A 14,238-nucleotide genomic window follows, 5' to 3' on the forward strand; every position below is an offset into this window, starting at 1 on the left:
CCCTGTTTATACCAGCCCCGCGGGGGTCGCCTCCGTATCTTTTTTATATCGACACCGTATCTAGATTCCCCTATTAAATCTGTAACCGGCCCCGCGACCTTGGGGGGGCGCCGGGCTCCAACTGAACGTCACTATTTCGTCGGGCTTGGGCGGCTTACTCCTCCTTCACCGGCCCGAACCGGCGCACGATCATTTCGAAGACGATGTCCGAAATCCACATGGCCGAGACGCCGATTAGGAACGCCGCGGCCAGCGTCGTGGTGTCGTCGTCCGGAGAAGGAATGGGCAGGCCGGCGGCGCGGAAATAATGCACGACCGGCAGCGTCAGATAGGCCGCCGCCAGCGCGCCGCAGATCGGCGAGGCCACCATTTCGCGGACCTTGTAGCGATGGCGCGACAAGGCCCGCAAAATGCCGCCGGACAGGCCGGCGACCAACACCGGCGCCTTGATGCCCAGGACGTCGAGCAACTCGTGCATCATGGCGTCCACCCGCACCATCTGGCGCCCTGCCCGTTGAAGGCATTCATCTCGTCGAGCTCGGGCCGGGTCATGGCGGCGACCACGGCCGCCGATGGCCGGCGCGGCTGGTTATGGTCGCACCAGACCTGGCGCGGATTACCGGCCGGCGCGGTTGTCGTGCAGCCGGCGAGCACCAGGCAGAGGATCAGCGCCTTGCCCATTTCCCAGCCTCCGCTCTGGCTGCCGCATCGGTCATGCCGGCGGCCTTGCGCTCTTCGGCGGCGGCCTCGCGGCTCATTTCCAGGCGGTCTTCGGCGGCCGCGACTTTTGCCTCGGCCTGTTTGACCGCCTCCTTCTTCGCCCGGTTGATGCCGCCGGCAACATAAAGGCCGATGCCGCCGGCCGCAGCGGCCAATACCGTCATGACGACCTTGTTGCCGAGGATGGCGCTGAGAATGGCGAGGAGTGCGGCCATCACAAATCCTCCGCGCGGCGGCGGCGCAGGAACTCGGTCAAAACGCCGTTGATCACAAGAAACCAGGGGAACCATTCCCCTGGGATAATCGGCGAAAGAACCTGCGGGTCGACATAGGTAACGACGGTCGCGATAACGCCGATGGCCGCCTGAAGCCGCGCCCAGAATATTGTTTCGCTGCCGCGGAAGAAGCTCTTGATCCGGGTCCACATGTCATTTCCTTCCAAACAGTTTCAGGATGGCTGATAGTTTCAGGATGGCTGCGATCAGCGCTGCCCAGAGGCCGGGCCTGGCGGCAGGCACGGGAGGTGCAGAGGACGCGGGCGCAGCGGTCGCTTGCGGAACGGCAATTGGCTTAGCGGGCTCTGGCGGGACTGCGGGGACGACCGCCGATGACACCGGACCGGCAGACGGCCAGGGCGTGTCCTTGATGCGCGACCATTTGCGATAGGCCTCGGCAAGCCTGGTATCGTAGGCGTTCTTGCGGTAGCCGGCGCCGTTGTAGCCCTTGGCAAAAGCAGCCCAGTCATGATTGCGCAGATTGCCGTCGAGCCGGTTCGCGACGATGAAATCGATCGCCGCACCGAGCTGCAGCGCCTCGTCCGCCATCATTGCCTCGGCCATCGCCTGCACGGTAAGGAAGCCCGCGGCCTTGAAATTCTCGCCGAGGACCTGACCCAGCCCCCACGAAGCGGATTTGAGCGCCGCGGTTTCGTCGATCGCACAAGCTGCCCTGAGCCGTGGGTAGCTGTCCCTGGGATAGGGCTTTGCGCCCCACTTCGGATAGGCGAGGCCGGCGGCTACCGCCTTTGCCCGCTTGGCACCCGACAGGTTGCGGTAGAAGACGTGCGGTTCGAACAGGATGACCGGCCGGCCAACGGCGTCGAAGCCGCGCCCGCTGGTTTCAACATCGAGGAACGCGTGCATCTCGTCCTCGCCGACGCCGATCCGGGCACCGAGTTTCGGCAAGTCTATATCATCGAGGCGCCTGGCGGCGCCCCTGAACGTCATGTCCATGGGCAGTCCTTTCCGCCCTCGCGGGCAAGGTTTTGAGGTTGAAAAAGCAGATGCGTGGCGGCAAAGCAGAATTGGGCGGCAGCCCGTGCCGATGTTGCAAGGAAGGTTGATGTTTTCGACCTGCCGTGTGAAATGGCCGCGGGATGGTGCACATGTCTGATGATGAACAAACCGCTGCGGCGCGCTGGACGGTGAAGTCCGAGCTCCGCACCGTCGGTCGCGACAAGCCGCTGCTGCTGGTGCTGTCGGCGATCCTCTGCCTCTATTGTGCGTTTATCGCCGGACCGATCGTCTATGCGGTGCTGGCCATCAACGGCATTGCGGATTTCTTCAAATGAAGCCAGTTCCGGCGATCTCGCTCAGGTCCCGGTTCCTGCGTCTACCGCGCCCGAAATTGCTCGACCTGGATGAAATTGCTTAGCCGGGATGAAACTGTTCCCGTCTATCGTTCGTACCTGTAGCGGGTACGGGAGGACACGTGACGATAAGAATCAGGCTTCCAGGCGGCACCTTGAAGATCAAGAAAAGGGACGAGCTGCGGCGCCGCGAGCAGAAACGCGAGGTGCCGGTTTGGCAGTTCGGCAATTACTTCGTCATCTGGTGGCCGAGCGGCATGTCCGGTCGCCCATCCTCGCCCAATAAATCCTCGCCCAGGAAATAGCCCCCGCACCCGACGATCCCAACTGGCACTGGCGCCCCGTGCGGGATCGGGAACCGCCGCGCGCGCCCGAACCTCAAGACCGCTCGACTAGTCCCAGAAATAGTCAGCGGGCAGGCATTGACTCTTCCGCAGCGGAAGGTCTCTGATGCTGCATTGCACAATGGGGTGGCGGAATCGATGGCGGTGCGTATCAGGATGCCTGGCGGCACACTGAAGGTGAAGGTGTACCGCGAATTGCGCGACCGCGAACGCGCCCGCCGCATACCCGTCGTCAAGATCGGCCGGATCTATTTCACCTGGTGGTCGAACCGCCAGCGCCTGATTGATGATCAGTCGCCAGGGTGACGCATGAATTTTTTCGGCTGCCATGCGCCTGGGAAAGCCCGCCCCGACCTCCGCCGGCCAGCTTGCAAAATAAGTTGATGAGGCCGCTGTTGACTCTTCCGTAACGGAAGGTCTCTACTTACCGCATTGCACGAAAATTGCTGCGTTGCACAACGGGAGTTGGACCGATGGCAGTGCGTATCAGGTTGCCTGGCGGCACTCTGAAGATGAAGACCTATCGTGAGTTGCGGGCCAGGGAACGCGACCGCCGCGTGCCTGTGATGAAGATGGGCTCGCTGTATTTTGTCTGGTGGTCGAAAAGCCAGGAACCTCACCAGAAGCCGCAGGACAGCAGACGGTAGCGGCTCCGCCGCGGTGGGTCTGCGTCGGCGATGAACCCTAGCCGAAACCTCTCCCCCCAAGATTTCTGGTCGAGTTGCAGTGCCATGTTGGTGTGACCTCGCGCGGCTCCCGATTCTTCTGACGTCTTTCGGCGATTTTCACGGCGTCTATATTGGCGGACGCGGTCGTCTCGCAAGCTTGCAAACCGCCGCCGCTTGTCGCAATAGCTAGGCCGTAAAGAGACGCATGGATGATGGAGGCTGACCTGTCTATTGCGAACAGCCGATTTCGGTTGTCGGCTCAGTTAGCCGACGAGCCACCGATCCCACGTGCAATTATTGATTCGGACCTCGAAGACGCGGCGCGGGCATTCTTCGAAGGGGTATCTGAACACCAACATTGGAAGCATTTCTTCGAGCGATCGCAGCTTTTCGCTGAGAGGGTGCGAAAGTCGCGCTTCGGCCGCAACTGATATGCCATTCGTTCCACCATTCCTCTACCGCCTAGCCGGCATCAACTCCGGCCCCGCAACGAAGCTAAGTTTGCGGAGCGTCCGCAGTTTGCGGCGAGGCAAGCATGCGATCGGCGAAGAATGCATCATCAACAGCGTCTTTTCCTTCGATCGCGCCGATGCAAAGATCACCGTTGGAAAAAGATCCTATATCGGCAAGAGCCACCTCGTGGCGGCTGAGAAGATCGAAATCGGGGATGACGTGATCATTAGTTGGGGTACCACAGTCGTCGATCACAACTCACACGCGACGGGTTGGCAAGACCGCAAGGAAGATGTCGCCGACTGGCATCAGGGAAAAAAGGACTGGTCAAAGATCACCATTGCGCCAGTGAAGATTGAAGACAGTGTTTTTATCGGCTTCAACGTCATTATTCTCAAGGGCGTAACGATCGGCAAGGGATCGGTCGTTGGTGCGGGCTCTGTCGTCACGAAAGACGTGCCGCCCTTTAGTATGGTCGGCGGTAATCCTGCAAAGCAAATCGGCGGCGCTGCTGCTAGATCAGCGACTTGAGCACAGAGCTCCGGCCATGTAGGCCATGCTGCGCATCGCCGTCTTGGGTGCAAACCTTAGAAATTCGGTCCGCAGTCTGTGTTTTACCCATCCTTTTTTTTCGCCAGCCAGGTGCTGTTCATAAGCGAGGTCGTGCGCAAAAACCTTTAGCCGTTCGACCTTTAGCCCAGACGTTTTGAGAAGGTTTTCAAACGTTTGGGTCGTGTAGAAGTTGATATGCCCATACGGCCCTGACATCCGAATGGCCTTGCTGAGATCTCGCGTATGCTCCAAAGGCACTTCAATATAGAGCTTCTCGCAGACCCGAGCCGCCTCCCTCAGAAACATCCGTTCGTGCTCGACGTGTTCGACGACGTGAATGGCAAGCCCAAGATCGAACGACTTGTCGGGATGAGGGATGTGATAGCCGTCGAATACGTCGATGCTGTCCAGTTTGGCGATTTTTCTTGCCTTGATGGCCTCGACGCCGCTCTTCGAAATCTCGACGGCGCCAAGCTTCTTACCGAGCCCCTTCCTGTTCAGCTTATCCAGCACCGCACCTTCGCCCGCCCCGATGTCAAGAATCCTGTCGAAGAATTGGCCTTGAATGACCGCTTCGATGTGCCCGACCGACTGGTTTGAAGCTATGTCCCGTTTTGCGGCTACTTTTCCATCGGCGTAATAGTCGTCATAGATGTCGATGATGCTGCCGGCATGCGCCATGGGACAATCCTCCAAGGATAGCCCCCGCCGACCTCATCCTGCCATTGCCTGCGAATGGCGTCCAGCGTCGACTACGGCGCCGCCTACCCAGACCTCGACGAGACCCTCAATGTCGCCGTCAGGAACCGGGATTTCGCGGCTGTGTGCCGGATCCTTCGGCTTTGCGACCATGATCATTGCGCCCACCACCAGCCATTCCTCGCCCTCCTCGAGCTCGGTGATGATTTCGCCCTTATGCTGAATAGCGAATGCCATTGCTTATCCCCTTTCCGCGACTTGTTCGATGAAGCGCAGCGCATTGCCGTCATGGCCGGCATCGTTGAAATGCAAGCCCTCTTGATAGTTTCCCGAATTGATGTAGTCGAAGCCGTCGATCGGGATGGTCAGCATATTGCGCGATCGATAGGTCTGACGGATTGCGCCAAGGGCGGCATCATAGGTCCGACCGCCCGTGTAGCTTGCATCCCATGCGGCTGACGGCCGCGTCGGCGGCATCACAAGGATACGCGGTGCAGCGGCCGCTTCCAACGTGTTGATGATTGTTGCGATGTTTGCCGATATCGTGGCCGGCGGCGTGCCAAAGCTGTCATTGATGCCGAGCGCCAGGATGGGCACGATCTTGCCGCCGGCGTAGCCGCATTGAGCGGCGGCCGATGTAAGACGCGCGGTGTTGAATGACGAGAAGGCATAGCTGCCGTGTGCCGCGCGCAAGGTGCGCAGGCGCGGACGCGAGCCGGCCGCCTTGACGCCAAGCCTGATGAGCCCGGTAATCTCGACAGGACCGCCGACAGCCGTAAGAGTGTAATTGCCGCTTGCCGCCTGCCCGGTGAGCGAAGGCCCCGAATACTGATCAAGCGCCAGGGCGCCCGCGCAGTTGACGGTTTTGTACGCCGCGCCGCCGTTGAAGACAAAGGCAAGCGACCCCTGGCCGGCGTCCTGAGTGTAGTGGACGTCGACCTGTTCATAGGTGCCGGTAAACGCCAAGGACGCGCCGGCGGCGAGGATGATGCTCTCGCCGATCGGCCCGCGCGACCCTGTCAACACGCTCCCGGCGACGGTGACGCCATAGAAAGTCGGAAGATAGGTAGAGCTTGGCCGCAAAGCAGTCATGCCCGGTTCATCGTCGGCAATGCCGATATTGGCAAAACGCGTAACCAGGTTGAACCAGTGTTTCGGCCCGTCGCTGGCAAGCGCCCAATGGCCGATGCTATCGGCGATCAGGCAGAGCACATCGTTGTTGGCGATGTGTTCGGCCATCGTCGCGCGAAAGCCGTCATAGAGATTTTGCAGCGACGGCCGGCGCGGAATGAAGAAGCGCTTACTGTTGACGGCCGGCTTGCCAGGTCCCCAAAAACCGTCGCCAGATGCGGGAATGGCCGTCAAGGCGAAATTTCCAGGCGGCACATAGGGATTGGGATGAGCGCTCGCCGCGGACGCAAACAGCGCGGTCGCATCGACGACGCCGTTCGGATCGGCGTCAGCCAGCAGGTTCATGCCGGTATTGCTGGCGCCGCCGGTCAAGGCCCGGTCGGCATCGGCGAGCAGACCGGTCTTGATCGTAAAGCGGACCTCGTACCGATGCTGGGCGGACGATGCTACGGTCGCGCCATTCGACAGCGCGCCTGATTTGATCCATGCCGGGATGCCTTGCGGGTTGACGTTGTTTTGAAATTTGTAGGCGCCACCGCTGATCGCCGGATATTTGCCGGCTGGGATTGGGATACCCAGCGGGATATGAGCGACCCCGTTGACCAGCGTCACCGTATATGTGCTTAGGACATTGACCACCAACCCGCCGAGATAGTCCACTACATGAATGAGCGCAGCGCCGGCGCCAGCGCCAGCGCCAACGTCGACCGCTGTAATATGGCCGTCGGCCGGCGCTGGCGTCTGCATGATGACGCTGTAGCTGCCCGGAACGTCCGACCCCGTGTTGACCAGCGTCGGCCAGCCGATTTCCTGGCTAACGCCGACAGCGGAAACGAGACCGTTTGCTGTGGTATAGGCAGCACGCGCCTTGACGGCGACTTCGCCGGTGAAGGTCGCCTTCCACTGCGGACCATTTACAGCGCCTATAGTCTTGGCAGTGTGCGAGGCCGGAACCGCCGCCGTGAACCACTCGACTTCGCCGTTCGGAATTGCCCCGGCAGTGTAGTACCAGCTACCAGCGCCAGTGCGCTGGAGGCCCATGACGCTGCCGGCAGGCTTCAGGATCGAAAGCCCTGAAACAACAGACGACGGGCCGGCTGGAACGGACATTGTCTGGTCGGAAACCAGGCTAAGCGTCCCGTCGCCCTCGACGTGGGCAATAACGATGTGGGCTGTCCCCGGCACGATGCCAAATCCAAGCTCCAAGGTCGACAGATATTCATCGACCGTCGACAGCGATCCAGGCCAAAAATAGACGCTGTCGTTCGTAATCACCGTGCCGCCGACGGAACCCGTGATCGGAACGGGTCCGACGATCCTTGAGCTGATCAGGGCAATTTCCGCCGTTGACGCCCGGACGCCCGTATCGGCTGCTACCGGTCCGGCCGTGACATTGTACAATCCCAACGAACCAGTCGAAACTTCGGTCCAGAAATACTCGCCGACATCGACATTCCTGCCCAGCACCGCCGCTGCGGCGGCGCCGGCGAGCCCTGCCGACGCCGCAAAACTGAACGTCGGCGCCACTGTGTAGGAGCCCGGCGCCGTGATCAGTATCTGCGTCAGCGCCCCGCCCGCCACGACGAAGCGGCCGGCAGCGCCCGAGCCAGTTCCGCCGGTAAACGCCAGGTCGAACGTGCCATTGGCGCCGCCCGAGCCTGGCGTGATCGCACCGTTGCCGGCGACGCCGAAGCCGATTGCCGCCGCCGTCGTCGGGAAAATGCCCTTGCCGTAGAGCGAAGCGTCGCGTGCGGCCTGAGCGCTGATGACGGCCGCCGCGGCGGCGACGGCATCGGAATTGGTCGCAGCCCGGTCGGCTGCGGTTTGTGCGGCATTCGCGGCGGAAGCGGCGGCACTGGCGGATGCCTGGCCGGCGCTGGCTTCGGCAGCATCCTTCAGCGCCTGGGTTTCATCGCGCAGCGCTTCGACCTCATCGACCACGTCCGCGATGTCGGGCGGAACGGATGCGGCGACGGTGATGGCATCGGTGCCGACGGCCGGCTCGTCGGCCGTGAACTCGAACACGCGGCCGGCATTGACCGATCCGATCTGAGTATGGACCGTCGTGCCCTTCTGCAGGGTGCGGGTAGTGCGGGCATCGGCGGCGCGGAACCATTCGCCTTCGCTCGCGGTGTAGATGCCGTTCTGCGTCGGGTCGGCCTGGTCCTTGACCAGCACGCGGTCGCCGATTTCGGCCGGCACGCCGTCGATGGCCTGCAGGCCGTGCAGGAGGATGTCGGCCGTGGTTGCGAGGCGCACGGGTTCGCGTTCGCCGGTCAGGAGACGAACGGCGGCAGTTGCAGGTCGGGACATGAGGGCTTGCTCCATGAAAAAAGCCCCGCATAGGCGAGGCTGTAAGGGTTCGGTGCTGGTGTGGGAAAGCTAAGCTACGCGGCCGGACACCGCGCTATTCGGCGCAGCCGGTGTATTCACGGACGATTTTGCGGATAGTGAGCAGCGCGCTCCAGGGCTATAGCAATCCGCCAATCAGCCTTCTTGTGCCGCCCATTGCCGCCAGCCCGCAGGCCATGCCGGCGCAGTCGGCGACCCAGTCGAGGATATCCATATCGCGCGCGATCAGCTGCGCACCCTGAAGCAGCTCGATCGCCGCGCCGGTAAGAGCCAGCAGCACGACCAGCCTCGTCTTGTGTTCCGGCCAGCCGAGGCTTCCGAGTGCCGCCAACACCGCGAACGCCGCGGCGTGGTTGAGCTTGTCGTGCTGGAAGGTGAAGCCCATGTCCAACTCCTGCAGGAAGCGCACCGGCGAAAGCGCGAGCAGGAGAACGCCGGCCAAGGTGAGCAGAAAAACGATCCTTGCCATGGTCGGAAAAGAGTCTGTGCGCAACAGGTCAATCCTTCATCTGGGATGGGAGGCGATCCAGAAGGCACCACCGACTGGTACCGCTCTGCGGTTAGCAGGCCATAAGCCAGCATCGTGACCACAATCAGACCGCTGTCCCGATGGCGGCACCAACCCCCGGCCTGGTTGCCATCGCCGGAGTGGCATACTCACTGGTGATCGCGCCAGCGCTGATCCGGTCGAGCCGGCTGCCGGGTACGGGGTAGTATGTTGATACATGATCTGCCCCACCGTCGCCTGGTGGTATCTCATGAGACACATCCATATTCCAGCCTGTGTCCGGATCCTTGGGCAAGGACCTGAACCCAAAACGTCTACCGACGAAAGATCGTCGCTGCGAGCGGAACCAACGCCTGTCTTCACTATCCTTGCTTGACGTCGAAAGGCTCAATAACAGCAGAGGGGGTTCCCAACTGCTCGAGCAAATCCAGCACGCGCTCCGAGACAACAAGGCGTAGGTCCCGAGCGATGCCGAAATCATCGCGGCCTGCTTGTCCATTAATCTTCAGCCAGACGAAAGCTGGAAGTTCCACCTCGGGCTGCAGTTCACGAAAATCCTCGGACGTCGTGACCTCAACATGGGCGAACGTTGCACCGGAGAAGCCAACTTCCAACAAAGCGCGCTTGGCCTCCTCGGTCACAAGAAAGCAAGGAAATGTTGTGATGAGCACGTCACCGAACCATCCCTCCATTTGGTAAATAAGCTTGCTTACGACAGGTGGGTGGACACTCGTATCAAGGACAGTTCCTTTGCCGAAGCCGCCGGCAACATCGGGTTTTCTGTAGAAATATTGCATCATTGAACTGTCGATTGGTTGAGTGGATGGCCGTGCCCATCCAGGTAACTTCCGGCGTGCCGTGACTACCCATTGCTTTATTGCCGAGACCATCCCTGCCCCTTCGGCCGTCAGCCGTCGAACGGCTTGATGGTAGCGGAAGGGAGACCTCGTTCATCAAACACCTCGAAGACTCGCTCCGATAAGACGAGGTTAAGGTTCTTGGCTATGCCGAAGTCATCGTGACCCGCTTTCCCACTCACCTTCAGCCACACGAAAGATGGAAGCTCTACCTCGGGCTGAAGTTCGCGGAAATCTTCGGACGTTGTGACTTCAACAGGGGCGAATGTCGCTCCGGTGAAGCCGATTTCTGACAACGCGTGCGCGGCCTCTTCCGTCACGAGGAAACATGGAAAGCTTGTTATAAGAACATCACCGATCCATCCCTCCATCTGGTACACAAGCTTGCTCACGATAGGAGGGTGGACGCTGGTATCCATGACAGTGCCGTCACCCAATCCGCCGGCCACATCGGGCAGAATGTCAAAGTATCTCATCATTCACCTATTGGCGGATAGAACAAATGTCCATACTTCTTGTCGATTTCGGTAACATAGTCAAGGACCTTCTGACGGGTGGCATGAGGGTTTTTCTTATAGAAATATTCCCACTCGCTCCGAATTACCTTCAGGTGCAAAATTATGTCGAACTCGTTCCGGATTCCACGAAGATTCTCGATTGAATGCAGCTCTTTCTCTGTAAAAAGCCCGGGATACCTTTTAAAAACTCCCTGCTCGACGCCATGATGCACTCTATAGTCGCTTTTGTTGAGACTAGGATTCGCATCGAAAAAGACTTTTCGATAGTCGTTGGATGGAGCCCACCCAACCTTCGCCCCGGCATGTTTAACTTTGGACGTATCCCTGGCAAGCATCGCAGCTAATAGCGCGGTTTCAACTGCACTGTCGGATATTTCGCCGGGTGGTGTCTTCCGGCGTGGCATTGGTGGCGAGACCGAGCGCGCAAGCGCTTGCTGGTGCCTAAGGGTTTCGGCATCGACCCCACGAACAAGTGCCTCGCCGCCTTCGACTAGGTCAGTCGGCCGCCTCGAAAATATTGAGAGTTTCTCTACCCAGGGCTTGGCAATCTTCGCCGCGGCGCGTTCCAGGGCCACGGCCGCCAACCTATCGCCAGGAATTGCGCCCGCGGCATTGAGCAGTGTTTCTTCGTAGTTGCCTTCCAGCGCTGCATTTCCAGCCTTCTCCAGTGCAAATGACGTCCCCAACGGCGTGAAGTCGGCCACCGAGATGCTGTCTTCGCCAAGCCCATCGGAGCCCACGAGTTTTTGTGCGAGACGACGCCACAGGCTCCCCCGCTCACTGTCGCCGGCTATCAATCTCCCGAGCCACTCTTGATTCGTCGGTAAGTAGTTGGTGAGTTCCGCGTTTGATACCGATCGTCCTGGCTCGACAGTGTTGGCTAAATCGAGCAGCATCATCGGGTCGACTACAGCTGCCCGGACCGACCTATCCGCGATGCTGTTATCTGTTTGGGACGCGCTGGTCTGAAACAGGTGGCTGAGCACCGCTTCGCGCGCGGCTTGATTCGGTAGCGCGGCGAACACATTGCGCAGCTCTGTGGTCTGGTCTTGCGGCTGGGCCTTGAGTCTGCCGACAATGTCCTCAGCGACAGAGTTGGGTAGCGGCTGGGCGGTCTCAAAACCCAACTGTTGCTGGGCGGCGATGGAGCCAATGATCGCCGCCCGATAGTCTCCCGGCCTCGACAGGTTGCTCCAGGCCGCATCAAGGTTCGCGAATGCCTCGCGGACATAGCCGCCCGGATCGGCCTGCCTGGCCTTGAACGTCAGGTCCGCGGCGGTGGCGATAGCGTCATGGCGCGCCTTGTCCACTTCCGGCGTTGAACTATCAGCGGTGGGGTCGGCGTCCTTGACCATGGCCCGCACGGCGTTATTCGACAGGTCGCGCATGCCGTGGAATTGACGATTAACCTCAACGGTCCTGTTGAACGCCTCGAAGCGCCTGGCGCCTTCGGTAGCGCCATAGAGAGCGACGAACTGTTCCGGCGTTGGGATCGGGCCGGAATAGGTTCCATTGTCCCTGATGTCGGCCGGCGCATTCTGCTCGGCCAGGATAATGTTTGTGCGTTTTTCGACTTGCCGCATCGCGTCGGCGGCTCGGGCCTGCTGGACCAACCCTGGCCGCTCTTCGGGGGCAATGTCGTCCCCAAAAGCCTGCGCCAACGTTTGGTCCGGCGTAAGCTTGCCTACGCGGTCACGGAGCGAAGCCGGTGCGGCAGTTCCATCCGCCGGAGGCCCACTCACAGCCTCGACGGTATCGTCCTTGGTCCTGCCGTCAGTCGCTCCCGACCCCCCACCCAGCACCTCCGCAGCACCCTTCGGGTCTTGGGCGATCATCGCCTGGACGAGCGCCTTTGCCGTGTTGCTGCGCCAGGCGGCCTCGGCGGCCTGCCGGGCCACCGGGTTGCCCATCTTGCCGATCAGCTCGAGCCCGCTCTGCCTGATCGCCTCGAATGTGCCGCTATCGTCCGGGTCGCTTTGCGCGATGGCGCTTGTGTAGCCGTCCTCGACCTTGCTCCACTCGGCCTGCTCATAGTTCTGGCGCCGCGCGTGCTGCTGCGCGGCCATGCGGGCCGAGCCGGCCAGCCGCAATGCCTGCTTTTGGGCGAGGAAATTGGCGCGTTCGCCCTCCGGCACTTTCGCTACGGTGTCGTCGAAGATCTGGTCGAACAGGCCGGGCCTGACGACGCCGTCGCTGCGCGGATCGAGCTGGCCATACATGAAGTCGTGCAGGCCGCTGCCGTCGGCCGGCGCGGTCTGCACCGCCACGGCCTCGGCGTGGGCGATGCGTGCGTTCAGCTCGCGGCCGATAATGTCGGCGTCGAACGCATCCTGCTGCTGCTTCTGCTGCCGGAAGCGTTCGGCTATCGCCGACAGCTCGTCGCCAAAGCCTTGCATGGCGGCGCCCACTGGCGAGCCGTTGGGATATGAGGCCACATTGCCGGTATCGAGCCGGCGCTGGGCAAGCTGGAGCGGGATGGTGGCCATCAGTAGAGGCCTCCGCCCGGCGCCGGCGGGAAGGCGCTTCTGCCGAACGTCACCGTCTTGGCCGGGTCGTAGAGGCCGGAAAGGCCCGACACGAGGTTGCCGCCGGCCTTGAAGATCGAGGCGCCGACCGCCTGCCTGCCGGAAAAGCGCGAAATCGCCGCCTGCGTGGCGAGACCGTTCTGGCGCAGCTGCGAGCCGTACTGGATCGCCTTGAGGTCGAGCTGGCCCTGCCTCGCATCGGCGGCCAGCACCTCGGTCGGCGAACCAGAAATGGCGACACCCGAAGCGCCGGCCTGGGCACGCGCCTGCGCCTGCCGCAGGTCCTGCTTATGGCGCTCCTGGCCCTGCTCGAAGGCCGAGCTTTGGGCGTCGGCCCGCGCCTGCTGTTCATAGGCTTTGGCCTGGTAGTCGGCCATTTGCTTCGACCGCTGGCCTTCCGCCAGCGCGCCGCCGACCGAAAGCGCCGTACCGATAAGAGCTAGTGTGCACATGGTCAGCCTCGTTCGCCGGCGGGAATGAATTTGCTTTTGATGCCGCCGACCGGCCCGCCGATCGCAGGGCGCCGGTCGAGCACGCCGCCGGGGCTGAGGAAGGACAAAAGCAGTCGGTCGGCCTGGATCGCCGGGCGGCTGAGACGCGATGGCGCGGCGGCGCTCGGGCCGGCCATGGCAGTGCGCCGGATGGTGGTCAGGTTGACCTTCAGCCCGACGGCGCCGTCGGCATCGAAAAGGCCGTTGGCGGCGATGACGGCGCGGCTCAAGGCATCGGCCGCGAACAGCTCCTGGCGCAGTTGCTCGATCAGCCAGTGGACCGTGCGCCAGCGCTCGCCGAGCGCCTCGGCCTTTGTCCTGACTTCGTCGCCGGGCGCAGGCGTGGCGACGGCAGCTTCGGCGGGGGGTTCGTCCAGGGGGGCGCCAACGCGGCGCTCGTCCGCGTCCTCGATGGTTTTCTCGATCAGCGCGATTTCAGCGTTGCAGTCGTCCAATGCGGCACGCGCCGCCGTCAAATTGCCGGCGCCGAAGATCGCGTGAAACTTTTCCGTTTCCAGTTCGGCCTTGCGGGCGATCGCATTGTTGAGGTCGGTGTCGAGCAAGGCGCGGATGGCAGCGAAATCGGCAGCCGTCCGCGCCCTGCCGAGGTCTTCGGGATGGGTTGGGGTCACGGGTGGGTTCCTTGGTTGGGGAAGCGATGGAAGACGGAGCGGGTGATCTCCCCCCTCGAGGGGGAGATGGCCGGTAGGCCAGAGGGGGTCGTCTCGCGTGGAGCGCCGGCGTTCTTCCCCCGCGATGGAGGCGATAGGAGGCCGCGTCAGGACGAACCGACCCCCTCTGTCGCCTTCGGCGACATCTCCCCCTCGAGGGG

At 61.8% G+C, this 14,238-nt stretch carries 20 protein-coding genes; 6 read left to right on the forward strand and 14 right to left on the reverse strand.

Annotated features, from left to right (window positions below; all coding sequences use genetic code 11):
- Positions 1–154: 154 nt before the first annotated feature.
- The 5 genes from NKJ28_RS31015 to NKJ28_RS31035 are packed head-to-tail and all read right to left on the reverse strand — an operon-like array spanning position 155 to position 1,952.
- Positions 155–478 carry a hypothetical protein gene (locus NKJ28_RS31015; protein WP_023675762.1) on the reverse strand — a complete coding sequence of 108 codons (324 nt, stop codon included), beginning with the start codon at positions 476–478 and terminating at the stop codon, positions 155–157.
- Positions 478–681 carry a hypothetical protein gene (locus NKJ28_RS31020; protein WP_023675761.1) on the reverse strand — a complete coding sequence of 68 codons (204 nt, stop codon included), beginning with the start codon at positions 679–681 and terminating at the stop codon, positions 478–480. The genes NKJ28_RS31015 and NKJ28_RS31020 overlap by 1 nt, the downstream gene beginning before the upstream one ends.
- Positions 666–935, reverse strand: coding sequence for a hypothetical protein (locus tag NKJ28_RS31025; protein ID WP_023675760.1), 270 nt, complete (start codon positions 933–935; stop codon positions 666–668). The genes NKJ28_RS31020 and NKJ28_RS31025 overlap by 16 nt, the downstream gene beginning before the upstream one ends.
- Positions 935–1,147 (reverse strand): hypothetical protein, encoded by a 213-nt coding sequence (locus NKJ28_RS31030; RefSeq protein ID WP_023675759.1) that lies wholly within the window; start codon positions 1,145–1,147, stop codon positions 935–937. The genes NKJ28_RS31025 and NKJ28_RS31030 overlap by 1 nt, the downstream gene beginning before the upstream one ends.
- Position 1,148: 1 nt before the next feature.
- Entirely contained in the window at positions 1,149–1,952 is an 804-nt protein-coding gene (locus NKJ28_RS31035) for an N-acetylmuramidase family protein (protein ID WP_023675758.1), read from the reverse strand.
- A 152-nt stretch (positions 1,953–2,104) separates the two neighbouring features.
- Between NKJ28_RS31035 and NKJ28_RS31040 the strand changes: the two genes are divergently transcribed.
- The 6 genes from NKJ28_RS31040 to NKJ28_RS31065 all read left to right on the forward strand — a co-directional run bounded on the left by NKJ28_RS31040 (position 2,105) and on the right by NKJ28_RS31065 (position 4,304).
- Positions 2,105–2,290, forward strand: a complete 186-nt coding sequence (locus NKJ28_RS31040; protein WP_031211530.1) for a hypothetical protein — start codon at positions 2,105–2,107, stop codon at positions 2,288–2,290.
- 140 nt (positions 2,291–2,430) lie between these two features.
- Entirely contained in the window at positions 2,431–2,613 is a 183-nt protein-coding gene (locus NKJ28_RS31045; protein WP_031211529.1) for a hypothetical protein, read from the forward strand.
- A gap of 177 nt (positions 2,614–2,790) precedes the next feature.
- A complete protein-coding gene (locus tag NKJ28_RS31050) occupies positions 2,791–2,958 on the forward strand; it encodes a hypothetical protein (RefSeq protein WP_023675755.1) in 168 nt (55 codons plus the stop codon).
- A gap of 167 nt (positions 2,959–3,125) precedes the next feature.
- Entirely contained in the window at positions 3,126–3,299 is a 174-nt protein-coding gene (locus NKJ28_RS31055; protein WP_023675754.1) for a hypothetical protein, read from the forward strand.
- A gap of 230 nt (positions 3,300–3,529) precedes the next feature.
- Positions 3,530–3,751, forward strand: coding sequence for a hypothetical protein (locus tag NKJ28_RS31060; protein WP_352579388.1), 222 nt, complete (start codon positions 3,530–3,532; stop codon positions 3,749–3,751).
- A gap of 1 nt (position 3,752) precedes the next feature.
- On the forward strand, positions 3,753–4,304 hold the full coding sequence (locus NKJ28_RS31065) for an acyltransferase (protein ID WP_352579389.1): 552 nt from the start codon (positions 3,753–3,755) through the stop codon (positions 4,302–4,304).
- Here the strand turns inward: NKJ28_RS31065 and NKJ28_RS31070 are convergent.
- The 9 genes from NKJ28_RS31070 to NKJ28_RS31110 form a co-directional block, all read right to left on the reverse strand.
- Positions 4,293–5,006: a class I SAM-dependent methyltransferase gene (locus NKJ28_RS31070; RefSeq protein WP_352452700.1), complete on the reverse strand. Its 714-nt coding sequence runs from the start codon at positions 5,004–5,006 to the stop codon at positions 4,293–4,295. The two genes, NKJ28_RS31065 and NKJ28_RS31070, sit on opposite strands and share 12 nt — an antisense overlap.
- Positions 5,007–5,039: 33 nt before the next feature.
- On the reverse strand, positions 5,040–5,261 hold the full coding sequence (locus NKJ28_RS31075) for a hypothetical protein (protein ID WP_352579390.1): 222 nt from the start codon (positions 5,259–5,261) through the stop codon (positions 5,040–5,042).
- A 3-nt stretch (positions 5,262–5,264) separates the two neighbouring features.
- Entirely contained in the window at positions 5,265–8,468 is a 3,204-nt protein-coding gene (locus tag NKJ28_RS31080) for an SGNH/GDSL hydrolase family protein (RefSeq protein ID WP_352638320.1), read from the reverse strand.
- Positions 8,469–8,625: 157 nt separating this feature from the next.
- Positions 8,626–9,000 carry a hypothetical protein gene (locus NKJ28_RS31085; RefSeq protein ID WP_352638321.1) on the reverse strand — a complete coding sequence of 125 codons (375 nt, stop codon included), beginning with the start codon at positions 8,998–9,000 and terminating at the stop codon, positions 8,626–8,628.
- 377 nt (positions 9,001–9,377) lie between these two features.
- Positions 9,378–9,815: a hypothetical protein gene (locus tag NKJ28_RS31090; protein WP_352571268.1), complete on the reverse strand. Its 438-nt coding sequence runs from the start codon at positions 9,813–9,815 to the stop codon at positions 9,378–9,380.
- A gap of 107 nt (positions 9,816–9,922) precedes the next feature.
- Positions 9,923–10,348, reverse strand: coding sequence for a hypothetical protein (locus NKJ28_RS31095; protein ID WP_352571269.1), 426 nt, complete (start codon positions 10,346–10,348; stop codon positions 9,923–9,925).
- Positions 10,348–12,876, reverse strand: coding sequence for a hypothetical protein (locus NKJ28_RS31100; RefSeq protein WP_352638323.1), 2,529 nt, complete (start codon positions 12,874–12,876; stop codon positions 10,348–10,350). The genes NKJ28_RS31095 and NKJ28_RS31100 overlap by 1 nt, the downstream gene beginning before the upstream one ends.
- Positions 12,876–13,367 (reverse strand): hypothetical protein, encoded by a 492-nt coding sequence (locus tag NKJ28_RS31105; RefSeq protein WP_352638325.1) that lies wholly within the window; start codon positions 13,365–13,367, stop codon positions 12,876–12,878. Before NKJ28_RS31105 ends, NKJ28_RS31100 begins: the two co-directional genes overlap by 1 nt.
- A 2-nt stretch (positions 13,368–13,369) precedes the next feature.
- Positions 13,370–14,038 (reverse strand): hypothetical protein, encoded by a 669-nt coding sequence (locus NKJ28_RS31110; protein WP_352571272.1) that lies wholly within the window; start codon positions 14,036–14,038, stop codon positions 13,370–13,372.
- Positions 14,039–14,238 lie beyond the last annotated feature (200 nt).

This window comes from Mesorhizobium sp. M0145, from assembly GCF_040322355.1.
Lineage (GTDB): Bacteria > Pseudomonadota > Alphaproteobacteria > Rhizobiales > Rhizobiaceae > Mesorhizobium.